General features: G+C 37.0%; 22 protein-coding genes. 12 read left to right on the top strand and 10 right to left on the bottom strand.

From position 1 onward, the window contains the following. Nucleotides 1-4: 4 nt before the first annotated feature. A complete protein-coding gene (gene hemA / locus AACV01_RS04615; protein ID WP_004242677.1) occupies nt 5-1,267 on the bottom strand; it encodes a glutamyl-tRNA reductase in 1,263 nt (420 codons plus the stop codon). Between the two features lie 239 nt (nt 1,268-1,506). Between hemA and lolB the strand changes: the two genes are divergently transcribed. From lolB to prs, 3 genes are all read left to right on the top strand, one after another. Then, nucleotides 1,507-2,145 (top strand): lipoprotein insertase outer membrane protein LolB, encoded by a 639-nt coding sequence (gene lolB / locus AACV01_RS04610; protein WP_004242669.1) that lies wholly within the window; start codon nt 1,507-1,509, stop codon nt 2,143-2,145. Continuing rightward, nucleotides 2,142-3,017: a 4-(cytidine 5'-diphospho)-2-C-methyl-D-erythritol kinase gene (gene ispE, locus AACV01_RS04605; RefSeq protein ID WP_004247961.1), complete on the top strand. Its 876-nt coding sequence runs from the start codon at nt 2,142-2,144 to the stop codon at nt 3,015-3,017. Before lolB ends, ispE begins: the two co-directional genes overlap by 4 nt. 88 nt (nt 3,018-3,105) lie before the next feature. Then, entirely contained in the window at nt 3,106-4,053 is a 948-nt protein-coding gene (gene prs / locus AACV01_RS04600) for a ribose-phosphate diphosphokinase (protein WP_004242665.1), read from the top strand. A gap of 237 nt (nt 4,054-4,290) precedes the next feature. Here prs and ychH read toward each other — a convergent pair whose 3' ends face one another. After that, nucleotides 4,291-4,569, bottom strand: coding sequence for a stress-induced protein YchH (gene ychH / locus AACV01_RS04595; protein WP_004242663.1), 279 nt, complete (start codon nt 4,567-4,569; stop codon nt 4,291-4,293). 345 nt (nt 4,570-4,914) lie between these two features. Here ychH and pth point away from each other — a divergent pair, with 345 nt between their 5' ends. The 3 genes from pth to AACV01_RS04580 all read left to right on the top strand — a co-directional run bounded on the left by pth (nt 4,915) and on the right by AACV01_RS04580 (nt 8,259). Then, nucleotides 4,915-5,499, top strand: coding sequence for an aminoacyl-tRNA hydrolase (gene pth, locus AACV01_RS04590; protein ID WP_004242660.1), 585 nt, complete (start codon nt 4,915-4,917; stop codon nt 5,497-5,499). 191 nt (nt 5,500-5,690) lie between these two features. Next, a complete protein-coding gene (gene ychF, locus AACV01_RS04585; RefSeq protein WP_004242658.1) occupies nt 5,691-6,782 on the top strand; it encodes a redox-regulated ATPase YchF in 1,092 nt (363 codons plus the stop codon). A gap of 397 nt (nt 6,783-7,179) precedes the next feature. Further along, nucleotides 7,180-8,259: a hypothetical protein gene (locus tag AACV01_RS04580; RefSeq protein WP_237584992.1), complete on the top strand. Its 1,080-nt coding sequence runs from the start codon at nt 7,180-7,182 to the stop codon at nt 8,257-8,259. 268 nt (nt 8,260-8,527) lie between these two features. Here AACV01_RS04580 and AACV01_RS04575 read toward each other — a convergent pair whose 3' ends face one another. From AACV01_RS04575 to AACV01_RS04540, 8 genes are all read right to left on the bottom strand, one after another. Then, a complete protein-coding gene (locus tag AACV01_RS04575) occupies nt 8,528-9,064 on the bottom strand; it encodes a fimbrial protein (RefSeq protein WP_004242654.1) in 537 nt (178 codons plus the stop codon). Nucleotides 9,065-9,077: 13 nt separating this feature from the next. Beyond that, on the bottom strand, nt 9,078-9,626 hold the full coding sequence (locus tag AACV01_RS04570) for a hypothetical protein (protein WP_004242653.1): 549 nt from the start codon (nt 9,624-9,626) through the stop codon (nt 9,078-9,080). Between the two features lie 10 nt (nt 9,627-9,636). Next, the gene (locus AACV01_RS04565; RefSeq protein WP_004251411.1) at nt 9,637-10,170 is read right to left on the bottom strand and encodes a spore coat protein U domain-containing protein; all 534 of its coding nucleotides are present in this window, start codon (nt 10,168-10,170) and stop codon (nt 9,637-9,639) included. 12 nt (nt 10,171-10,182) lie between these two features. Further along, the gene (locus tag AACV01_RS04560) at nt 10,183-11,193 is read right to left on the bottom strand and encodes a fimbrial protein (RefSeq protein ID WP_004251413.1); all 1,011 of its coding nucleotides are present in this window, start codon (nt 11,191-11,193) and stop codon (nt 10,183-10,185) included. 10 nt (nt 11,194-11,203) lie between these two features. Further along, the gene (locus AACV01_RS04555) at nt 11,204-11,872 is read right to left on the bottom strand and encodes a fimbrial chaperone (protein ID WP_004247958.1); all 669 of its coding nucleotides are present in this window, start codon (nt 11,870-11,872) and stop codon (nt 11,204-11,206) included. Next, a complete protein-coding gene (gene pefC / locus AACV01_RS04550; RefSeq protein WP_161682498.1) occupies nt 11,865-14,240 on the bottom strand; it encodes a PefC/AfrB family outer membrane usher protein in 2,376 nt (791 codons plus the stop codon). Before pefC ends, AACV01_RS04555 begins: the two co-directional genes overlap by 8 nt. Before the next feature lie 209 nt (nt 14,241-14,449). Beyond that, entirely contained in the window at nt 14,450-14,968 is a 519-nt protein-coding gene (locus AACV01_RS04545; RefSeq protein WP_004247956.1) for a fimbrial protein, read from the bottom strand. A gap of 49 nt (nt 14,969-15,017) precedes the next feature. Then, complete coding sequence (locus AACV01_RS04540; protein WP_004247955.1) at nt 15,018-15,281, bottom strand: helix-turn-helix domain-containing protein; 264 nt, start codon at nt 15,279-15,281, stop codon at nt 15,018-15,020. A gap of 769 nt (nt 15,282-16,050) precedes the next feature. On the opposite strand from AACV01_RS04540, the gene budA reads away from it, so the two are divergent. From budA to AACV01_RS04510, 6 genes are all read left to right on the top strand, one after another. Further along, nucleotides 16,051-16,887, top strand: a complete 837-nt coding sequence (gene budA, locus AACV01_RS04535; RefSeq protein WP_036894824.1) for an acetolactate decarboxylase — start codon at nt 16,051-16,053, stop codon at nt 16,885-16,887. 64 nt (nt 16,888-16,951) lie between these two features. Continuing rightward, nucleotides 16,952-18,631, top strand: coding sequence for an acetolactate synthase AlsS (gene alsS, locus AACV01_RS04530; protein ID WP_124724794.1), 1,680 nt, complete (start codon nt 16,952-16,954; stop codon nt 18,629-18,631). A 168-nt stretch (nt 18,632-18,799) separates the two neighbouring features. Beyond that, a complete protein-coding gene (locus AACV01_RS04525; protein WP_004242635.1) occupies nt 18,800-19,312 on the top strand; it encodes a DedA family protein in 513 nt (170 codons plus the stop codon). A 405-nt stretch (nt 19,313-19,717) separates the two neighbouring features. Then, nucleotides 19,718-20,752 (top strand): TAXI family TRAP transporter solute-binding subunit, encoded by a 1,035-nt coding sequence (locus AACV01_RS04520; RefSeq protein WP_004242633.1) that lies wholly within the window; start codon nt 19,718-19,720, stop codon nt 20,750-20,752. A gap of 12 nt (nt 20,753-20,764) precedes the next feature. After that, entirely contained in the window at nt 20,765-22,732 is a 1,968-nt protein-coding gene (locus AACV01_RS04515) for a TRAP transporter permease (RefSeq protein WP_004242632.1), read from the top strand. Beyond that, nucleotides 22,733-23,446, top strand: a complete 714-nt coding sequence (locus AACV01_RS04510; RefSeq protein WP_004242631.1) for a FadR/GntR family transcriptional regulator — start codon at nt 22,733-22,735, stop codon at nt 23,444-23,446. The last annotated feature ends 15 nt before the right edge of the window (nt 23,447-23,461 follow it).

The following is a 23,461-nucleotide window of genomic DNA, read 5'->3' as shown; positions in this document are numbered from 1 at the left end:
AAAGTTAATTATGGGTAATACCCAAACTTTCACGTAAGAGATTCAGGCGTTCAATATCACCATCACTGGCAGCCTGTTGAAGAGATTTGGTTGGTGTATGAATAAGGCGATTCATCAACTGATGAGAAAGCTGTTGGATCACTTTTTCTGCATCAGCGCCATTTTGTATCAATGCAATCGCTTTTTCTGCCATTTCTGCACGTAACATTTCTGCACTATCGCGATATTCTCTAATCGCCCCGACAGCACCTTGAGCACGTAACCAATCCATAAATTGGCCACTCTCTTGTTGCACGATATGTTCAGCTTCAATGGCTGCGGCTTGGCGCTGTTCACGGTTATGCTGAATGATAGCTTCTAAATCATCAACACTATAAAGATAAACGTTACTCAGTTTTTCAATATCTTGTTCAATATCACGAGGCACAGCAATATCAACGAGTAGCATTGGTTGATTACGACGTTTCTTTAACGCCCTTTCTACCATGCCTTTGCCAATAATAGGCAACGGACTTGCTGTTGAACTGATCACAATATCCGCTTGAGAAAGTGACTCATCAATATCAGATAAAGTGATAACCTCAGCGTCAACTTCATTCGCTAAACGTTGCGCTCGCTCTTTGGTGCGATTAGCAATAATGATTTTTTTGACTTGATGTTCACGTAAGTGACGCGCCACTAATTCAATCGTTTCACCCGCACCGACCAATAAGATAGTCAATGATGATAATGACTCAAAGATTTGGCGCGCTAAAGTACAGGCAGCAAAAGCGACAGAAACAGCATTAGCACCAATTTGGGTCTCTGTTCTCACTCTTTTCGCAACTGAAAAGGATTTCTGAAACAGACGTTCCAGCTCTGAAGAGAGCGAGTGGTAGTTTTGAGAATCGGCAAACGCTTTTTTGACTTGCCCTAAAATTTGCGGTTCACCTAGCACCAAAGAATCTAAACCACTAGCAACGCGCATCAGGTGGCTCACTGCTTGATTATCTTGATGCCAATAAACACTATTTTTAAGCTCATGAGGCTCAATTTGGTGATACTGACATAACCAACTGATCAGTTGTTCATGGCTATTTTCTTTATCTTCTAGACTCAGATAAAGCTCAGTACGGTTACAAGTAGACAGCACTACACCACCTCTTACAGCAGGTTGCTGTAACAAGTTATTTAAGGCGTCACCCATGGTATCAGGAGAAAAAGAGACTTTCTCACGTAACGCTACGGGGGCTGTTTTGTGATTAATACCTAATGCTAATAACGTCATATCTTATAATTGAGTTATGAATAAATACCGACTCGCGACTTGACTTAGTATAAACCTAAAACAGCGCATTTAGTATGGACTCTTCATTGCCGCCATTCTACTTGATGAACTCTTTCAATAAAAGTGCTTACTTGTATGATAGGCAAATTCAATCGACTATTTAACGAAATATCGTTATATCTTCGCGTTTATGATACGCTTTTTTGCAACAAAGAACGAATGTAAGGAATATCTCAGCTATGCGCTCACGCATTTTTCCAACCAAATCACTTTTGCGTCTCCTTCCGCTAGCTGCGCTGCTACTAAGTGCATGTAATTTAAATAATATACAAACACAAGGTTCAGCGTCAGATAACGATGTTCAATGGCAATCGCGTCAACAAGCATTAAATAAGATTTCACAATATGAAACACGTGGCGCCTTCGCTTACATTGAAGGCACCTATAAAACTTACGCACGTTTCTATTGGCAAGATAAAGATACCGATCGCTATCGCTTACTTTTAACCAATCCATTGGGGACGACAGAGCTAGACTTAAATGTGATGCCTGGTGTGATTGAAGTGACTGATAATGGTGGTAAAAAGTATTATAGTGACAATCCAACTGAAATGATTTATCAGCTCACCGGTATGGTGATCCCTTTAAAAAATTTACGCGCTTGGTTAATTGGTTTGCCGGGTGATGCCACGGATTTTGAACTCGATGCAAATCATCTTTTAAAATCGGTTACATGGCCAACCCCAGAAGGTGATTGGGTGGTAACCTACCAATCCTATGACACCGCAATAACACCGAACTTGCCACAGCGCCTTGAATTAAAACAAGGTGAACGCACGATAAAATTAAAAATGGATAACTGGGATATACAGCAATGACACTAAGTTGGCCCTCTCCTGCCAAATTAAATCTTTTTCTCTACATTACCGGGAAACGCCCCGATGGTTACCATAATCTACAAACCTTATTTCAATTTTTAGATTATGGCGATACGCTGACTTTTACGCCCCGTAATGATACTCAGTTAACCATCTTAACCCCCGTTGAAGGGGTTGCAGATGAAGATAATCTGATTATTAAAGCAGCCAAATTATTACGTCAATACTGCCATCAGCACCATATTCCCCTACGCTATCAAGGGGCAGATATTAGTATTGATAAAAAACTGCCCATGGGAGGAGGTTTAGGGGGAGGCTCTTCCAATGCTGCGACAACACTGATAGCCCTTAATTACCATTGGCAAGCAGGCCTAAGCGATGAAACATTAGCCACACTCGGCGTGACGTTAGGCGCAGATGTGCCGGTATTTGTTAAAGGGCATGCCGCTTTTGCTGAGGGTGTTGGTGAAATATTAACCCCGGCATCACCCAAAGAGTGTTGGTATTTAGTTGCTCACCCCGGAATTTCTATCCCAACCCCGACAATCTTCACAGATCCAGAATTAAAACGTAATTCGCCTATTCGCTCTCTGGGCGCATTATTACAGGCTCCGTTTGCAAATGACTGTGAAATGATCGCAAGAAAACGTTTTCGTGAGGTTGAATATCTGCTTTCGTGGCTGTTAGAATATGCACCGTCACGCTTAACTGGGACAGGTGCTTGTGTATTCGGTGAGTTTGAATCGCAAGAGGCCGCTAGTGAAGTGTTAATTAACGCCCCTGAGTGGGTGCACGGATTTGTGGCGCAAGGCGTTAACATTTCCCCTGTGCATTTATTCCGCTCAAGGATACCTGTGTTATTGCACCCGTAACTATGATGTTTACAAACCCTATGTTGATAAACACGTTCTTTACAGGTCAACAATATCTCTCTCTGGACGCAAGCCTGAGGTTTTTCTCGTGCCCGATATGAAGCTTTTTGCTGGTAACGCAACCCCGGAACTGGCTCAACGTGTTGCCAATCGACTCTATACTAGCTTAGGAGACGCTGCTGTAGGTCGTTTTAGCGACGGTGAAGTCAGTGTGCAAATCAACGAAAACGTACGTGGTGGTGATGTTTTTATCATTCAATCAACCTGCGCACCAACTAATGATAACTTAATGGAATTAGTGGTCATGGTTGATGCATTACGTCGAGCTTCCGCTGGTCGTATCACTGCTGTTATTCCTTACTTCGGCTATGCCCGTCAGGATCGCCGTGTTCGTTCAGCCCGTGTTCCTATCACGGCTAAAGTTGTTGCGGATTTCTTATCTAGTGTAGGCGTAGACCGTGTTTTAACCTGCGACTTACATGCAGAACAAATCCAAGGGTTCTTTGATGTACCGGTTGACAATGTCTTCGGCAGCCCGATCCTTTTAGAAGATATGCTTCAAAAAGAATTGGACAACCCTATTGTTGTTTCTCCAGATATTGGCGGTGTTGTTCGCGCTCGTGCTATCGCTAAACTTCTGAATGATACTGATATGGCAATTATTGATAAACGTCGCCCTCGTGCTAACGTTTCTCAAGTTATGCATATTATCGGTGACGTTGCTAATCGCGACTGTATCCTTGTTGACGATATGATCGATACAGGTGGTACATTATGTAAAGCAGCAGAAGCGCTGAAAGAACGTGGTGCTAAACGTGTATTTGCTTACGCGACTCACCCTATTTTCTCTGGTAATGCTGTTGAGAACATCAGAAGCTCTGTTATTGATGAAGTGGTTGTCTGCGATACAATTCCATTGTCAGCAGAAATCAAAGCATTAAATAAAGTCCGCTCATTGACCTTGTCTGGTATGTTGGCTGAAGCCATTCGTCGTATCAGTAATGAAGAGTCAATTTCTGCGATGTTCGAACATTAATTTGTCGATTTAATATCGTACTTTGAGATAATTAAACCCGCTATAGCCTATGTTATAGCGGGTTTTTTGTTATCTTTTTAAGATAAAATATTTAGACAATAAAAAACCCGCGATCACTTTATCAGCGGGTCTTTAGATATGTATTATCTGCATATTAACGACAATGAGTTACTTATTATCTATTCTTACTTTATTATGAATTATGATTTTATCTATATTTTATTGATGCCCACACTGTTATGGATAACGATGATTATCATGGCGACGATAACGTTCGTCATGATTACGCAACCACCAATATCTTTCTGCAACGGTTTCTCTACCACCAATACGAGCCCCTGCTAACCAAACAAGTGCACCAATAAAGATCCCCATTAGCGAAGCATCAGATAAAATATCAGGTAGTCCTAATGGAAAAATATGGCTAAGAAGATTATAACCGAGACTACCGAGCATAAGCACCATACCGATAGCCATCAATAAATTGCCAACGGCAAAAGCATGTTTATATTTCATGTTGCACCTCCAAGCGCGTCGTCAGACGATTCAACACCAAAATACATCGAATAACCTTTTATTCATTGTAGTTATTATAGCCATAAAGACTAAAAAGGTATTGTCGCAGTGATCACATGCTCTGAAAATTATTGACAATTCTTTGCAAAAAATGTGTTTTATTGCTTTTATAAATCATTTATCGGTGCTAATACGCCTGTTTCGCTCTTTTTGCCCTATCAAATAATAAGTATTCTCTCCTAGAAAGATTTCAACAAAATAATCATGACAATCTATTTTGTGCTTCTTGACAGAGAAAGGTAAACTAGATGCTTTCTTTTAAGACGATAACAGTGAAAGGCAATTGTGAGTAAAATTAAACTTATCGTCGGGTTAGCCAACCCCGGTGCTGATTATGCCCAGACTCGCCATAATGCGGGTGCTTGGTATGTTGATTTATTGGCTCAACGTCATCAACAATCTCTAAAAGAAGAGAGCAAATTCTTCGGCTATACTGCTCGTATTAATTTAAATGGTAATGATGTTCGTTTATTAGTCCCTACCACTTTTATGAATTTAAGTGGTAAAGCGGTATTAGCGATGGCAAATTTTTATCGTATTCAACCCGATGAAATATTGGTTGCACATGATGAACTGGATTTACCACCGGGTGTGGTAAAAATGAAATTGGGTGGCGGTAATGGTGGCCATAACGGACTAAAAGATATTCAGAGTAAATTTAGCAATAACCCCAATTTTTATCGATTACGTATTGGGATTGGTCATCCCGGTGATAAAAACAAAGTGGTCGGTTTTGTGTTAGGTAAACCACCAACAAGTGAGCAAAAACTTATTGATGATGCAATTGATGAAGCCCTTGCTTGTACAGATATTCTGATGCGTGATGGTTACGAAAAAGCTATTAATCGTTTACATAGCTTTAAAGCTTAACCCCTATCAATAAAGCTATTAGTGTATCAAATAAGTTAACTGGGCAATGCCATGCCCTTTTCTTTTGCGCAATTAATCCCTGATGATTTAATCAAACAGGGATTTGTTCTATAATAGCGCCAATTTTTTTAACAGCACACAACAGGAGCTCCCCCTTTCCTGTTGTTTTTTATGTGACAAGGTGAACGTTTATGGGATTTAAATGTGGTATCGTCGGTCTGCCTAACGTAGGGAAATCTACACTGTTTAATGCCTTAACTAAGGCAGGTATTGAGGCAGCCAACTTCCCATTCTGTACTATTGAGCCAAATACAGGTGTTGTACCCATGCCTGATCCTCGCTTAGATAAGTTAGCAGAAATTGTAAAACCACAACGAGTGTTACCTACAACAATGGAGTTTGTTGATATTGCAGGTTTGGTTAAAGGCGCATCTAAAGGTGAAGGCTTAGGTAACCAATTCCTTACCAATATCCGCGAAACTGAAGCTATCGGCCATGTCGTGCGTTGTTTTGAAAATGACAATATTGTGCATGTGGCGGGTAAAGTCGATCCTGCTGAAGATATTGAAACAATTAATACCGAATTAGCGCTTTCTGATTTAGATACCTGTGAACGAGCAATGCATCGTAATCAGAAAAAAGCCAAAGGTGGTGATAAAGTTGCTAAAGCAGAGATGGAAGTTTTAGAGAAATGTTTACCGCACTTAGAAAAAGCCGGTATGTTGCGTGCATTAGATTTAAGTGATGAAGAAAAAGCGATTATCCGTTATTTAAGCTTTTTAACCCTGAAACCAACCATGTATATTGCCAACGTCAATGAAGATGGTTTCGAAAATAATCCTTATCTTGATACGGTACGTAAAATCGCTGAAGCCGAAGGCTCTGTTGTTGTTCCTGTTTGTGCTGCTATCGAAGCAGATATTGCAGAGCTAGACGATGAAGAGCGCGAAGAGTTTATGCAAGATTTAGGCATCGAAGAGCCGGGCTTAAACCGTGTTATCCGTGCAGGTTATGCGTTACTCGATTTACAAACTTACTTTACTGCTGGTGTAAAAGAAGTCCGTGCTTGGACAATCCCTGTAGGTGCAACTGCCCCACAAGCTGCAGGTAAGATCCATACTGACTTTGAAAAAGGTTTTATCCGCGCCCAAACCATCTCATATAATGACTTTATCACTTATGGTGGTGAACAAGGTGCGAAAGAAGCAGGTAAAATGCGTGCGGAAGGTAAAGATTATATCGTGCAAGATGGCGATGTGATGAACTTCTTGTTTAATGTGTAATAAATAGCTTTATTATTATTTAGTATTATTCGGTTTTCTTCACGTTTAAATACTAACAAAAGCAGCATAAACTCTACGAGACTTATCGAAAGTTTATGCTGTTTTATTTTATAAAAAATAACTTTAATATAATTTAATATCTAATTTATGCATTAAATTTGCATCCCACTCATTTAATGAGTTTTTACTTAAAAATAAAATAGATTATATATTGATAATCAAAAAAATAATAAAATGCGTATATTTCAATAAAAACAATTTATTACATTTTAATCATTATAATTTCCCATTAAATAGTTTCATTGCAATTTTTTACAACGAAAGTGCCCAATTAATACGTGTTGAGCAACAGACAAATCACCCTTATCGCCAATTTGGATGGACTGATGCCGGTGTTATGGCGTGGCATAGCGATAAATATGGCTTGCGCAGTGAATACCGCTGGGCACTTTCAGAAGATAATCTTTGGCGAGTGATTGAAAACAAAACGAGCGAAGGCGAAAGCTATCGTCTTGAATATGATGATATCAACCTCACACGAACGGCATATTGGCACGATGGTTCAACCTCATTTTGGCAACTTAATCATGATCACCAAATTATTCATTATACCGACCGTACAGGCATTAAAACGGCGCTAATTTGGGATGAGTTTGGATTACCTTGCGGTTGTCGCAATGCGTTGGGTCATACACATATTAGTGAATGGGACGCATTGGGCCGACTACTCAGCATAACGGATGGTAATGGTAACCAAACGCGTTGGCAATATCAGAATGAACGCGAGCGCCTTATCACTGTATTTTGGCCGGATAACACAGAGTCGCGTTTAGCGTATGACAGTTTGGGGCGACTGGTTGAAGAAGCTCACTTAGGCGACAGAGTCTTCACATCCGCACCACGCACAATATTACTCGACTATGATGCGGCGGGGAACCTTGCCAAACGAGAGACTTTAACTGATCGCTATCAATATCAATGGGATAGTATGAACCGCCTATTGGTCGCCAGCAAACAACCTAATCAACGTGGTCTTGAAATGGGTTTGCAAGCGAATCAAGTCCACTTTACCTACGATGCACTTGGCCGCATTATTCGTGAACAAACAGGCGACGATATCGTCGAATTTAATTATGATGAACTCAATAACCTAAGCCGTCTGACGTTACCTCAAGGTGACAGCCTCAACTGGCTCTATTACGGCTCCGGACATACCACTGCCATCAACCACCTTATTGACGGTCGCTCACAGTTAATTACTGAATTTGACCGTGACGACCTACACCGTGAAATCAGTCGAACTCAAGGAGCTCTCACCCAATATCGGCAATACGATAAACTGGGGCGAACCATTAGCACTTTCAGCTCTCGTGATAAACAGCACCCGTTAAATGGCATTACCTTATGGCGTAAGTGGTTTTATGATCCCCAAGATAATCTTGGTGCCATGGAAGACACCTATCGAGGTTGGGTATAATACCTGTATGACTCAGAGCAACGTTAAAAAAAAGTCGCCAGTAGTGAAAACCTTGATACCATGCTGTTTTACGATCGCGCAGATAATCTACTTGAGCGTCCGCAATCAGAAATTGATGCTGAACACTCCCCTAGCACTAAAGACAGTTTTCTATTCATGGGGACAAAATTATAGATCTTAGCCCCAATGATAATATTACAGCAATTGCTCTGTAATATATAAAGGAAACATAATATGGCGTTCCCTTTTTGAATAAGATTAAAATAAATTACTTATATAATGCATTAATAATTATGCTACTTTTTAGTGAACCTTTTTCAACAATTTGAGATTGAGCATATGGTTTTGCAAAAAAACTAATATCAAATTGATTATTAAGATCTGCACTAAAACTTTTATTCACTCCAGATAGATTTATTGGGCTTGAGTCTGCCCATGATAAATAAATTCCTACACCAGATAAATTGGTTTTAAGTTCACCACCAATACCATTATTTAATGCACCTTGGCTACCAGGCTTAACTTTGATATCAATATGCTCAGGTTTAAAACCACTTTTTTGGCAATCAACAATAAATTGTGTTTTTACGGCTGGTTGATTACCAGCTAATAAATTACTTTCGTTAATAACATCAAAATCTACTATTTTATTAAATCCTTTTCCATTATTAATATCACAAGTGATTCTAACTACATCCAAAGAAATTGTTAATTGAGCATCAGGTAAGATTTCATCTGATAAACTTGGTTGAGGAAAATTACTTAAACAAGTAATAATAAAATACATATATATTTTTTTATTCATACAAAAACTCATATCAGATATATTTTATTTTGATAGTTATATGGGTATTTCCATTACCCAAATGAACGGACTTTCCTCCTAATGGAAGTACAACTGGTTTTATTTTAAGTTTAACTTTCATCAATGAAGCATCCGTTTTTTTAAAAAAAAGTGCCTTCCCCATTGGTACCCCTTCACCAATAGCACCTATTTGTTCATCTTCCCACGACACAAAATAGCCAAGTGTGGTATTTTTTGAACCAATATAACCCACACTACCCATGGTTAAATGAGGATTAGCAGGTTCAAAAAGTATTGTAACTCTTTGTGGCTTAATTGTGCCCGTACAATCCAAAAAGAGTGTTGAGTGCCCTTCAACTTCACCCGATAAAATAGTCGCTGTATCAACTGCTCCAAAAGTAACATTGTCAACAGTAGCGGGTAAGCATGTAGCTATTTTTACATTCATACTAAATTGCGATTGAACAGCACCGCCAATGATTGAGGTTGCATTTAACTCAGAGCCATAACAACTTCTTGTGATAAAGATTAACAGGCTGGTAAGCAATATAGATTTGCACATAGTCCCTCAACTAATTGAAAGTTAGTTTAATGTTTAACGCCGTATTTGCTGCACCAGGAGAAACAGTCTCCCCAAGAGCAACAGGTTTAACTTTAATTGGAATAGTAAAACTTTCTTGCGTTGGCTTGTTTGTTGGGGTAATTGTACTGCCATTAATAGTAATTGCTGTATCCACAGGTTTAACGGTCGAATCTCCCCACTTAAGTTGATAACCCACCGTTGAATTTAATTTAGTATTAATAATGCCATTTGCTACATCTTTAACACCATCAGCCGCCGTAAATGCTAATGTGTAATTAGTCATTTTTGTATCGCATACAATAGCCAATGATATTACCTTCTCTGCGACAGCTCCTTTTTTAATATCACCCGCGCTTTGGTCACCAAATGTCACATCACCAACCGTTGTACTGCAAGAGGCTTTCACTGTCATACTTAAATTTGAAGTGACTGTTCCACCAGTAACATTAGAGGTGAAACTTGTTGCTCCAACATAAATAGGAAATAAAATAACGCTAAACATAAAACAAGATTTTTTTACCATCGTTAACTCCATTTAATTTAACTTTATATTAATCGTTAATGCAGTATTAGCCGGCCCAGGGATTGGCTGTGTGGATAACGCAACAGGTTTTACCCTTATCGGAATAGTAAAATTATTGGTTTTTGGCTTTGTATTCGGAGCTATTGCCACATTATTAATAACTACAGCACTATTAATGGGTTTAACCGTGCTATCTGCCCAAGAAAGTTGATACCCCACTGAACTATTATCTTTAACCTTAATGATCCCTGTTGTGGCATTATTCACACCATCTTTACCAGAAAAACTGAGTGTGTATGCAGGTAATACAGCATTACACGTAAAAGAAATATTTATATTTTTTCCTGCAATAGTATTCATTTTTACGTCACTAGCGGTTTGTTCACCAAATGCGACGTCATTAACAGACACTGCACAAGAAGCATTATTTATCAACGTCATCGATGTTGGTGCACTAAGAGCAACGCTTTCCTTTTGTAACGTATTGCCCATTTGACCAATTCGAGAATAATAATTACGTTTCAACATATAGACAGGATTAATAACCGTTTTTCCTACAGGTGGCTTTTTTTGTAAATAAACAACGCCTGAATCAGTACCACCACCGGGACCTGTTAAATTGGTCCAGCCAACCCCAGATATTTTATAATCTAGAACTAGCAGCCAAGAAGAATTAGCACAACTTCCCGTTGAACGAAAACGCAAGTATCCATCTGGTGAATTTTTATCAACTGTACCAGTAGTCGGGCATAATGTTGGTGATGAGCCATATTGATCAACAATATAAATATAATTTCCATTTGTATTTCCCGCCCCACTATTAGCACGTAGACATTGACCAGCAACGTTTATAGGGGCGTCTGGCGCACCAAAAGAATAAAGCTTATCTCCCACTTTTTTATTTGTAATATCTATTTGGGCTGGAAAATTATATTTGATTGACACATTCCGACATCGAGCAGCAGAAGTATCCATAGCAATAAAAAATAATAATAGCGTGAAATAAAATGATTTATTTTTCATTTTTACTTCCTTAATTAAGCTCAATAACACGTCTAGCACCATAATCATCAATAGCTTCAACGGTTACTTTACCTAACAATGGGCGCTGCACATTTACCTCACTGAAAGGTGGAAATAAACTAATAGATTGCTCAATGTCTTTTGACAAGACCAAAGGATTATTATTGACTGACACTTGAGTTAATGCAAAATAGTAAGGTGTAGGATTCTTTAAAACTGAACCACTATATGTCAGACTTTTTTCTGCATCCTCGCGTTTTTCAGCTAAAATCTTAGGGCGATAAATCAGTTTAACTTGTGTGTTTAATGCAACAGCAAGCACATTACTGTCATCGGCAGAAGAAATTGGCGGGATTTCCTGAATATTGAGCCAAAACAATGATTCCCTATCTTTAGGTAAAATATCATTTACATATAGCAAGCGGATTAATTGTTTTTCTCCTCCAGTTATTTTGAATAAATTAGGTGCAGGAATAAAGAACACTTCATTCCCATTAAGATTATCAATCCAAACTTGGCCACCATAGGTTTTATCACTATTATTCTTAACTTCTATCGCGATATTCTTGCGACCTTCATCATAAATAAAGCGAGTACCATTAAGCGTAAACGCTGAATATGCTTTAAAACAGGTTAATGACGATATGATTAAAGCAAAAACAAATACTATTCTATTCATTACATTCAATTTCCATAATTTTATGATCATTAGATTCTACTTTCTCCAAATTTAAAGTACATTTTTCACCATTAGGTGATATAACGAATAGCTTATTAGGCTTATCTAATAAATTTAATAAAAGAACCCCAGAATTTGAAACAAATCCTATATATTCATCATTTTTATTTCTAACAGCACTTCCAGCAGAAATAAAATCACCATTTTTATTTTTTATTCTTAATATATACCTTTGAATTGTTGAATATTTAAACTCGCGATAAATAATAGCTTTATCTACTGGAGTAAAGTTTTGAACAGAATCAAGTAATTCAACATTATTCGGAATTTCTTCTGTATTTATTTTTAAATTATTTTCAATGTATGGTGATACCCCAACAATAGTGTTTCCTTCTTTGTCAGTTGGCGGTGAGTCATTGAATGTTATACCCTCTATATTTTTAATTTTTGCAATTGCGACAGTATCTCTTCTGACATTACTGAATAATAATCCTGTATCTGGGGTGGCTAATAAACTTCCTGAAGCATTAATAGAACTGGTAGTTTGATGGCCATTTTGAGAAATCGCATATCCCGTATTAATAATACTATGATCAATACCAAAATAAGCAGAATTAGACCAATTATCACGATCTTTACTTGTATTGATACTATAGTTTATTTTTTCATTAATACTTCCAGAAACACCAGAATTAAAACTAGCTTTATTTTTCCTATCGTAGCTAACAGAATTTGCCCAAAAATGATTTTTATCATATAAGCTAAAGGGAATATTTATTCCAACAGAAATAATATAATTATCATGCTCATAATCGTTTAATTTTTGATAATCCGCTGATAATGAGAAATCGACAGATTTAATTGTTGTATTGTAAGTAATATTTGTGCCAACTTCATTACTAATACTATTTCTATATGTTTGCATCCAAGCAGATAAGCTAACAAAGCTACCATCAAAACTTTGGGACAATATCGTTTCATAACGCTCTTTACGATTACTGCGATGATATAAAGCATTTGAATTAAATTCATTAAAATCAACATAATCTTTACCAGTATAGCGATATGCGAGTAGCTGTAAATTAGTATTATCAGTCAATGAATTTGCATATTGTAACGAATAGCTGATACCAGACTGCCTAACTTCGGGTGCTGTTGGTGTCTGTTTTTGAAATACACTTACAGCAGTATTAGCAGTAAATGACATTGCACCAAATCGTCCAAAATCTTTACTCATTCCTAATGCTGCACTTTTATAATTATTATGCAAAATTCCCGCAGCATGAACCGTAACATTAGTTAATCCGTAGTCAAATGCACCTAGAAAAAATAAACTATTTTCTCTTTTACCTACTGTTTCTTTTTCTCCGATAGCAATGTTGTAATTTATTTCATCTGTGCGTAATAAGGAAGAAAGTGTGGCAACAGGATAATAGCGAACTGTTTTTGTCCCATCACTTTCTTCTACTGTCACTGTTATATTTCCATTACTTACTGGTGCTATATTTTTTAATTGATAAGCCCCTGCGGGAACAACTTGTGAACTTAATACATATCCATTTTGAGATATAGTAATTTTAGCATTAGAGTTTGCAACACCAGAAATAACCGGTGCATAACCTCGTTTTTCCCATGGGCGCATATCCCTTTCCGAGCGGAGTGACATTCCATAAAAAGCAAAGTTAGGTAATATTGATAAAGAGGTTATTGTTTTACCTACGGTAAAACTTCCTTGTATTGATTTAATTGCTGTGGAAACTGTTGCCTCCGATGTTTCTGTACCCGAGTTCCTTTGGTAACTACTACGAACATAAGCGACCCAACGACCTAAATTAGCATATAAATCAAAATCACCATAAATTTGTGCTTGTGAAGAACTGGTTTTAGAAATATAGCCCGAATAGTTTAATTTAATACCTGTTATCCCATAATCCCATTCCTGCCGGCGCAGAGATTCATCTAATGCAATTTGAGGAATACTAAATGTTAAAGTTTGCTTCGAATTATCAAAAATAACCTGAGCCCCAGGATAACGGCTAATATCATAACAATCGCGCTCAGGATGATAATATAATTCAAATAAATTTAATTTTATTGGAAGCGATAACTCATTAATCCAATCTTTTTTTAAACATAAATTTTCATTATCTTCTGGTGAGATAATTAATTCTTTTTTACTAATTAATTTTCGATTGAAAATAACCTCAACAATATAATGCCCAGCAGGATAATTGGTATTTTCATCAAATACACCAGCAGCTTGCAGTTGAACTCCTCCATGTAAGAAGTCCATATTTAAATCTGCGCAAACATAAAATGGACTTACTAACAAGGATAACACAAAAGCATTAATTGATTTTAAACGCATTGATATTATCCATTAATATTTTCAAATGAAATAAAGGATCAATGACCCTTTATTCCAGTCATAATGCTTATATTAAACTTTATTTATATTCACAAAAATAGAATAGATTAAAAGCACCCTAAATAGAGCATAATAATAACTATTATTAGAATAATTAAATAAAAGTAACTACATTGATAATAGACATTATAAAATTAAATAATGAAACATTATTTATAAGCTACTGCATAAGTTGCGCTTGAAATTACAGTACCCTCTGTAACAGTTTGACCTGCCGTTGCTGTCATTCTTGCTTTAAATTTCATATTACCAATTGGATCATTACCATTACCAAAATCAACACTTTGGTTATTATAAGTTACATCCTGATTAGGTGTGGTTGAATTAATCGCTGTTAATTGAATAGATACACCACCGGCAGTACCTTTCATATTAGCAAGACCTGAATTAGTAAAACCTGCACTTTGCCAACCAACTTGGCCACTGGTTTTTTTCAGGCATTCATCCGTACGAGGGACTAATTCAAATTCAACATATTTACCATTGGTATCTGCAGTGGTCATTTTACCCAAATCGATTGTTGATTTAACTAAACCACCAATTTCTGTATCAATATCACACGTTTCCGACGTAACCGCACCAATAAATTGAACTTCACCAGTATTAGCTAATGTATATCCACTAAATAATGCACTGCTCATGACTAAAGGTAATAATAATTTTTTCATTTAAACTTCCCCATATATTAAATATTAATTAACAACAATTAAATCAGAATTAATACCTATCAGTTAATTCATTAAATGTTAAAAACTCACTCCATGATGAGTCCAATATCATCAGTATTTTATTAAGTAAGGTAACAGTAATATTTGTAGTTCCATTTTCATATCGAGAAATTTGTTGCTGACTAACATTCAATATGATCGCTAAATCCTGTCCTGTTAAACCTAACTCTTTCCTTTTATACTTTATAAACAACCCTGTTTTTTTATTAAAAAAATCCGACATACTAACGCTATTATTATCATCTTTTTTCATTTGTGAAAGCATTCCTTTTTCTTACTTTACCCTCTACTTAACTAAAATTTTTATTACTATATTGTCATAATTAGACTTAGTAAAAACGTTTTAATCGATCAATTAAGTGAAATATAATAGATAAAACCTATCATAATCAGACCATCGATCGGAAATACCGATCATAAATGTAAAAAAATCAACATAATCTGTTGATATATAATGACAAATGAAAATTAACAACTTACATAATAACAACAGCAATCTTACATATATAGATACATTTCTGTTTACCTGGAATTAAAAGTTACATTTTGTAACACTTTTATCCTTCTTGATAACTCTAACTTCCTCCTAAATAATAATTATTAAAATTAATCTTTTTTTAAATTTTAATAAAATTAATTTTATTATTTATAACTAAAAATATATTTCTAATAAATCACAATGAAAATAAAAAACTATTAATATCCATTTTCTTTAAATTCTTCTTTAATTTCCTTGTGATTACTCATAATCGCTTAAAATAATTCCATTAATTTATAGTTTCTCATGGAAACAAACAAATCAACCTCATCAATAACATTGATATTTTTTTAATTTTTTTTTAATAAAGTTACACTTAAAATTAAATTCATAAAAAACAATTAAATAGCTTTAATCTCACTCTCTATGATTATCACATCTTTTTTAATATCAATTAAAACATTTGAAAATCTTACCTATAGGGCTAATAATGAAATTGATAGTTGATGAATGTCTATCTAAATAAATAAGGATCTGCTTCATTATGAAAACTAGCTTTAACCATATCGAGCGAGATAATAGTGATATCACCCACAACCATAAAAATACTCATAGTTCCTGCAACTGCACCCAAGAAATAATAACTTCTTTAAATCATTATATTAATAAACACCCAGAATGTACTATCTACCAAAATTCTTTAATGAGTAGTCTTATTGCTGGTGTTTATGATAGTGATGTTACTATTGCTGATTTATTAAAGCATGGTGATTTTGGTTTAGGTACTTTTAATCATCTTGATGGCGAATTGGTAGCCTTTGATAGTAACGTTTTTCAATTACGTTCAGATGGCAGTGCGCGAGAAGCCCGTCCAGATCAAGGATCGCCTTTTGCTGTAATGACATTCTTTAAACCTGATATTACACATCAGTTTTCAGATCCTGTCTCTCAACAACAGGTTCACAATATTATTAACCAATATGTCCCTTCCGATAATCTATTTTGTGCCATCAAAATTGAAGGCGAATTTGAATTAGTTAAAACACGTACAGTGCCACGTCAAGAGCCTCCTTATGTACCCATGTTAGAAGCCATTGAAAATCAGCCTATTTTTACCTTTCACGATGAAATGGGTATTATTGCCGGCTTTCGTTCCCCGCAATTTACTCAAGGCCTTAATGTTGCTGGATTTCATGAGCATTATATTAATCACCAACGTGAAGGTGGTGGCCATGTACTTGATTATCAATTAAAAAAAGGCACCCTACAAATCGGTGTTATCTCTCGTTTTACTATTGACTTACCTCATCAATCAACATTCTTAGAAGCTAATTTAATGCCCGATGACCTTCATCAGGCAATAGAACAAGCCGAAAACTGAAAGTAATCATTCCTAAAGGTCATTCTGTTTTTATTCATTCACTTGCAAACTTAAAGAAGGTTTTATGAACTCTCATCATTGGAATTGCGGTGCTGACTTGGTGGTTAAGCAATTAGAACAACATGGTGTTAAACAAGTTTTTGGGATCCCCGGAGCCAAAATTGACCGTGTTTTTGATTCTTTGGTTGATTCAACAATTAAAACTATTGTTGTGCGTCACGAAGCCAATGCGGCTTTTATGGCGGGTGCGGTAGGACGTTTAACCGGTAAAGCGGGTGTGGCGATAGCCACTTCTGGTCCCGGTTGTTCTAATCTAGCAACGGGCATTGCGACAGCTACATCAGAAGGTGATCCTCTAGTTGCCTTAGGAGGCTCAGTTAAATCTACGGATAGACTTAAACTGGTTCATCAAAGTATGGACACAGTAACAATGTTTAACCCAATCACTAAGTTTTGTGCTGAAGTTGATTCTTCACAATCAATTTCAGAGACGTTAGCCAATGCTTTTCGTCATGCGGAATCAGGTCGTCCCGGCTCGGCTTTTTTAACCTTTCCAATGGATATACTCAATAATGAGGTAGATAGCCCATTATTAACACCTAAATCCAAACCTAATTTAGGTGCCGCGAGTGATAGTGCAATTCAAGAAGCGATCAGCTTATTATTACAAGCGAAAAACCCTGTGATATTAATAGGGCTTCAAGCCAGCGATCCGGAAAATGCTCTTGCCTTACAAAATTTCCTTGATATTTTTCCTGTTCCTATTGTAGGTACTTATCAATCTGCCGGGGCTATTGCTCATCGCCATTTTCCACTCTTTGCCGGGCGAATTGGCTTATTTAATAATCAGCCAGGGGATGAATTACTGGCACACGCTGATTTAGTTATCACTTTAGGTTATAGCCCGATTGAGTATGAGCCTTCCTTATGGAACAGTCATAATGCCAATATTATCCATATTGATGAGATCCAAGCTGAAATCGATTTAGCTTACTGCCCTGCCTTAGAATTAACAGGCAATATTAAATTAACACTGGATGAGTTAACGCAACAATTAACTCACCAGCCTAATTCAAAATTACAATTGTCTAATCAGAGCCAAGGAATACTAGAGAAAATACGTCAGCAAAGGGAAATTTTGCAACAAAATAGTTATTTTAGACAAGGCACACCTATTCATCCTTTAACTATCATACATGAAATGCAAGATATCATTGATAACGATGTCACTCTTTGTATTGATATGGGGAGTTTTCATATTTGGCTTGCACGTTACCTTTATAGTTTTAGAGCGAGACAAATGCTAATTTCTAATGGTCAACAAACCATGGGAGTTGCATTACCTTGGGGAATAGGCGCTTCTTTTGTACGTCCTTGCGATAAAATTATCTCTGTTTCTGGTGATGGGGGATTTATGCAATCTTCAATGGAGCTAGAAACCGCAGTTCGTCTTAATACCAATATATTGCATATTATCTGGGTTGATAATGCTTATAATATGGTGGAGATGCAAGAAGAGGTAAAATATGGCCGTCCTTCTGGCGTAAAATTTGGTCCCATTGATTTTAAACACTATGCAGAATCTTTTGGTGCTAAAGGATTTTCTGTTGAGTGCGCATCTCAACTTCGTGAAACCTTACGTAAAGCGATAGCTGTTGATGGTCCTGCTGTGTTAGCCATTCCTGTTGATTATCGTGATAACGATAAATTAATGAAGCACATTAATTATAATTTAATTATTTAGTAATAAGCCCCTCCAGCTAACAGATTAGTCATTAAAATGGAGGGGCATTTTATTTACAAGCTCTTGACTTACTTTTTCTGACCATTAAATTTTGCTAGGCTAACGGACAGTCTGGTATAAAGATGCACTCTATACTAAAGGGGCAAAATATTATCAAAGGAGAATAAAATGGAAATACTCCATTCAATGCTTGACACATTAAGTCATGTTTCTCCTATCGCTTTATTTTTTACTATTACCCTACTCACTGCGGGAAAATCTACTATTGGTATTTCATCCTTTTTACCTCCCGCATCGTTAATGCTGATCTTAATATTTGGGGTTTGCTTGCCCTTCCATTCGCCTATTTTACTTTGGTTAGCAACTAGTTTAGGTGCCTTATTAGGATCTATAGCGAGTTATCAGTTAGGGCGTTCCATTTATTATTTCCCTCGCTTAAATAAATGGGTTACCCGCTATCAAACAAAGATCTTACGTATACAACAACTGTTAAAAAATAAAGCATTCTTTATTCTTTTTATTTCACGCTTTTTAGCTGTGTTTCGCTACCTTACGCCTTTTAGCGCAGGTTTATTAAAACTCCCCATTTATGGTATTTATCTAACAAGTGCTGTTTCAGCCTTAGTGTGGTCAGGAGTATTTATTTTAATAGCCAATGGCGTAATCTCCATCTCATTATAAAATAATAATTTTTAATTATTTATTATCTTTAATTGACTAATTTTGATATTTATTCGTTAGCCATACCCGTTAATTATTGTTTTCTCGCCCCTCTCTGCTCTTATTTATTCCTTTAATGTAAATAGTTATTTATTTTATAAAATCTATTATTAATTTATTTTTTAGTGAATTATTTTTCAAACACCCCAAATTATCGATATTTTCTCTGTCTTCTTGATAAAAACCCCTTAATTATGAATATAATTTACATAATTACCATCATGATCACAATTTGTTACATTCACGTATCAAATTAATCAACCCAGTTCACAATTTCGTAACCTTCCTTTACCTATAAAAGTTGTCATGTTGTATACAAGTTGATGTGAAATATTCACCTGCGTTTTTATGTACAGGAACAACATCATGAGAATAAGAAAAACAAAGCTTGCCATCGGTATTGTTGCTGTTATTGCTGTTGTATCACTAGCAATGATCGGCAAAAAAGAGAATGCCAATAAGCAATTTCTCTCTGTAGCAACGGCCTCAACAGGAGGAACTTATTACCCGATGGGAGTCGGTTTAGCCAATGTTTGGAGCACCCACCTCAAGGATAGAGGAATACAAGTCACAGGGCAGTCCTCTGCTGGCTCAATTGAAAATATCTATTTAATGCAACAAAACGAAGCTCAGCTTTCTATTCTACAAAGTCTATTAGCTGTGGAAGCTTACGAAGGTGTGCGTAATTTTGAAGGCAAACCTGAAAAAAATCTACGTTCTATATCAATGCTTTGGCCAAATGTAGAGCACTTTGTCTTAATGAATGACAAAGTAAAAACAGGAACATTGGATGATATTCGTGCCACCAGCTTCTCTGTCGGGCCACAAGCCAGTGGCACTGAACAATCGACCATTATCATTCTTAAAGGTGTGAATTTAACTAAAAAAGAGATCACTCCTGAATATCTTGGTTATGGAGATACCGTTTCAGCAATGCGTGATGGACGCCTTGATGGGGGAGCATTACCTGCGGGTGTTCCCGCCTCTGCGGTTACCGATATGTATGCCAGTGGTGTTAATGCCAAATTACTTGAAGTGACTGATAAGCAACTTGATGATATTAATCATATTGCTAACTCTTGGTTTCGCTTTGAAATACCAGCAAATACCTACCCTCGCCAAGCAGAAAAAGTAAACACCATTGCACAACCTAATATCTTAATGACAACCACAAGTATTGATGACCAGTTAGTTTATGAATTGACTAAAACCATGTTTGAAAACTTACCAGAAGTTCATCAAGTACATAGTGCTGCAAAATACATCACCACCGAAAATGCGTTAAAAGGTGTTTCTGTGCCATTACACCTTGGAGCTTATCGTTATTACAAAGAAATTGGATTAGATATCCCTGACTATTTAATTCCACCTGAAGCTCAAACGCAAACTAATAATAAATAACAGGAGTGAGTTATGACTAATAATGACCACCTAACTCCGGTAGAGCCACCAGCATTAGATAAAGAAGCTAGCTCAGGCACTCGTCACCTTACCGGTATCTATTTAAAAATCACCACCACGCTGGCGATATTCATTTCGTTGTATGCTATTTACTCTAATGCCTTATCCAACACCCAAGAGTTTTATCGTAATACTATTTTTCTTAGTGGTATTTTGATCCTTGGTTTTATTTTATTTCCATTCTCTAAACGATTTTCTACCGCAAAATTTAATGGCTGGGATTATCTGTTTATCGCTTTAACATTAATCAGCTATGGCTATTTTTTCTTTAACTATGTTGATCTCCATGTGGTAAGAAAAAGCATTCCCAACACAATGGATTATGCGATGGCAATTCTTGGCATTATTGTTCTTTTTGAAGCAGCAAGAAGAACAACGGGCTATTTTATTCCGAGCCTAGCCACATTCGCTATTATCTATGCCCTATTTGGCCAATACTTTATGGGTATTTTTGGTCATGCAGGATTTTCTGTAGAGAGACTGTTATATCGTTTATTTATGACCAGTGAAGGTATTTTTGGTATTACACTCTCTACTGCCTCTACCGCTATCGTGGTATTTATTTTATTCGGTTCGTTTTTAAGTGTTAGTGGTGCCACAGCACTATTTAATGATTTAGCGCTAGCCATGGCGGGACGTCGCCGTGGGGGACCTGCTCAAGTTGCCGTCATTTCATCAGCATTAACAGGTTCATTAAGTGGTAGCGCGGTCGCCAACGTAGCCACTACGGGAACCTTTACCATTCCATTAATGAAAAACATTGGCTTAACATCACGTTTTGCGGGTGCCGTTGAAGCTACTGCATCTACAGGTGGAATGATCATGCCACCAATTATGGGTGCGGCAGCTTTTATTATGGCGGGCTTTTTGGGAATTTCTTATACCACGATTGTTATTGCCGCGATTATTCCTGCGTTGCTCTATTACGCGGCCTTGATCATGGCAATTGATATTGAAGCGAAAAAACAAGGTTTAAAAGGACTTAGCAAAGAGAATATTCCACAAGTTAAAGCGGTATTAAAAGCACGCGGTTTATTACTATTACCTTTAATTATTGTAATTGGCACGCTATTAATGGGTAAAACCCCTATTTATGCGGGTTTTCTTGGTATATTAACCATTATTGTTGCCAGCTGGCTAACACCTGATAAAACGGTACGAATGACATTAACTAAAGTGGCTGATGCTTTAGCAGAAGCGGCTCGTGGCTCGGTACAAGTGACTATCGCTTGTGCTGCCATTGGTGTGATTATTTGTGTTGTTACCATGACCGGTATCGGTGCGACCTTAGCATTTAATATTGTCTCTATGACTGACAATACATTATGGATGATCTTACTGGTTGTGATGTTAGTCTGTATTGTATTAAGTATGGGCTTACCATCAACTGCTCTATATATCGTGGTTGCCGTTACAGTGTCACCTATTTTAATTAAAGCCGGTGTGATGCCTTTAGCAGCGCATTTCTTTGTCTTCTGGTTTGGCGCGTTATCCAATATTACTCCTCCGGTCGCCCTAGCGAGCTATACGGCAGCAAGTATTGCGAGAGCCGATCCGATGCAAACTTCATGGGATGCGGTACGTTTAGCACTCCCTGGTTTTATTATTCCTTTTATTTTGGTTTATAACCCTGCATTACTGATGCAAGGTGATAATTTAAGTGTTATCTCTATCGGGTTAATGGTCATTAGTGCATTAGTGGGAATTTATGCACTAAGTATTGCCACTGCGAATTTTTGGATAATCAAAACAACATGGTTTGAACGTATCGCCTTTGCAGCGGCCGCTATTTTAATGATTAAGCCCGGACTATATACCGATTTATTAGGTATGGCGTTGATCTTACTTACTGGCGCTTTCCATCTGTTGCGCTCTAAAAAACAGCTGGTCAATGTAGGGCAAGTATCTGGAGAAAACTAGATGATAAAAAAGATCTCACGCCAAAAAGCGTCGCAACAAATTCTTGATCAAATTAAGCAAAATATTTATGACGGGACCTATCCTATTGGTGAAAAACTACCGTCTGAAAATGTACTCGCTGACGCCTTTGGCGTTAGCAGAGTTCCCATCAGAGAAGCATTAGGGGTATTAGAAGCGAGTGGCATTATTACGTCACGCCAAGGGGGCGGTAGACGCGTTATTGACCACTCTATCTTGAGTAAATACGAACCTATTGTGATGGAAATTGCTTGTCCTCAAGAAATTGAATCACTGCTTGAAATGCGTGAGGTCATTGAACATGAAGCGGCAGCCATTGCCGCTTTACGTCGAACACCAGAAGAATTGCTGACGATAGAGCAAGCACATCAGGCCTTTATCTTAGCCACGCAGAAAAACAACAACATTGGTCATCAAGAAGATTATCAATTTCATCGTGCCATTATGGTTGCTTCACATAATCCTTTTTTCGTGCGCATCCTCGATAACTTACATGAGCTTTATCTTGGCGTATTGATGTATTCCTTAAGCCAAAATAAAGGACGTATTGCCGAAACTGAGCGTGTTATTGCAGAGCATGAAGCTATTGTTGAAGCAATAAGACAACAAGATAGTGATGAAACTAGCCACAAAATGCGTCTTCATTTAGCCAATGTACGTGGAAAGTTAAAGCGTTTACAACAAGAAAAAAATTAACTCTTATACTGGATT

The sequence above is a fragment of the Proteus sp. G2609 genome, assembly GCF_963896135.1.
Lineage (GTDB): Bacteria > Pseudomonadota > Gammaproteobacteria > Enterobacterales > Enterobacteriaceae > Proteus > Proteus mirabilis.
Note: the sequence above shows the minus strand (reverse complement) of the source record. Positions and strands in the feature narration are given on the sequence as shown.

What these genes read in the sequence shown, in the direction of transcription:
- hemA (WP_004242677.1), bottom strand. Translation starts at nt 1,267, where the DNA reads ATGACGTTATTAGCATTAGGTATTAATCACAAAACAGCCCCCGTAGCG.
- lolB (WP_004242669.1), top strand. Translation starts at nt 1,507, where the DNA reads ATGCGCTCACGCATTTTTCCAACCAAATCACTTTTGCGTCTCCTTCCG.
- ispE (WP_004247961.1), top strand. Translation starts at nt 2,142, where the DNA reads ATGACACTAAGTTGGCCCTCTCCTGCCAAATTAAATCTTTTTCTCTAC.
- ychH (WP_004242663.1), bottom strand. Translation starts at nt 4,569, where the DNA reads ATGAAATATAAACATGCTTTTGCCGTTGGCAATTTATTGATGGCTATC.
- ychF (WP_004242658.1), top strand. Translation starts at nt 5,691, where the DNA reads ATGGGATTTAAATGTGGTATCGTCGGTCTGCCTAACGTAGGGAAATCT.
- AACV01_RS04580 (WP_237584992.1), top strand. Translation starts at nt 7,180, where the DNA reads ATGGCGTGGCATAGCGATAAATATGGCTTGCGCAGTGAATACCGCTGG.
- AACV01_RS04575 (WP_004242654.1), bottom strand. Translation starts at nt 9,064, where the DNA reads ATGAATAAAAAAATATATATGTATTTTATTATTACTTGTTTAAGTAAT.
- AACV01_RS04570 (WP_004242653.1), bottom strand. Translation starts at nt 9,626, where the DNA reads ATGTGCAAATCTATATTGCTTACCAGCCTGTTAATCTTTATCACAAGA.
- AACV01_RS04565 (WP_004251411.1), bottom strand. Translation starts at nt 10,170, where the DNA reads ATGGTAAAAAAATCTTGTTTTATGTTTAGCGTTATTTTATTTCCTATT.
- AACV01_RS04560 (WP_004251413.1), bottom strand. Translation starts at nt 11,193, where the DNA reads ATGAAAAATAAATCATTTTATTTCACGCTATTATTATTTTTTATTGCT.
- AACV01_RS04555 (WP_004247958.1), bottom strand. Translation starts at nt 11,872, where the DNA reads ATGAATAGAATAGTATTTGTTTTTGCTTTAATCATATCGTCATTAACC.
- pefC (WP_161682498.1), bottom strand. Translation starts at nt 14,240, where the DNA reads ATGCGTTTAAAATCAATTAATGCTTTTGTGTTATCCTTGTTAGTAAGT.
- AACV01_RS04545 (WP_004247956.1), bottom strand. Translation starts at nt 14,968, where the DNA reads ATGAAAAAATTATTATTACCTTTAGTCATGAGCAGTGCATTATTTAGT.
- AACV01_RS04540 (WP_004247955.1), bottom strand. Translation starts at nt 15,281, where the DNA reads ATGAAAAAAGATGATAATAATAGCGTTAGTATGTCGGATTTTTTTAAT.
- budA (WP_036894824.1), top strand. Translation starts at nt 16,051, where the DNA reads ATGAAAACTAGCTTTAACCATATCGAGCGAGATAATAGTGATATCACC.
- alsS (WP_124724794.1), top strand. Translation starts at nt 16,952, where the DNA reads ATGAACTCTCATCATTGGAATTGCGGTGCTGACTTGGTGGTTAAGCAA.
- AACV01_RS04525 (WP_004242635.1), top strand. Translation starts at nt 18,800, where the DNA reads ATGGAAATACTCCATTCAATGCTTGACACATTAAGTCATGTTTCTCCT.
- AACV01_RS04520 (WP_004242633.1), top strand. Translation starts at nt 19,718, where the DNA reads ATGAGAATAAGAAAAACAAAGCTTGCCATCGGTATTGTTGCTGTTATT.
- AACV01_RS04515 (WP_004242632.1), top strand. Translation starts at nt 20,765, where the DNA reads ATGACTAATAATGACCACCTAACTCCGGTAGAGCCACCAGCATTAGAT.
- AACV01_RS04510 (WP_004242631.1), top strand. Translation starts at nt 22,733, where the DNA reads ATGATAAAAAAGATCTCACGCCAAAAAGCGTCGCAACAAATTCTTGAT.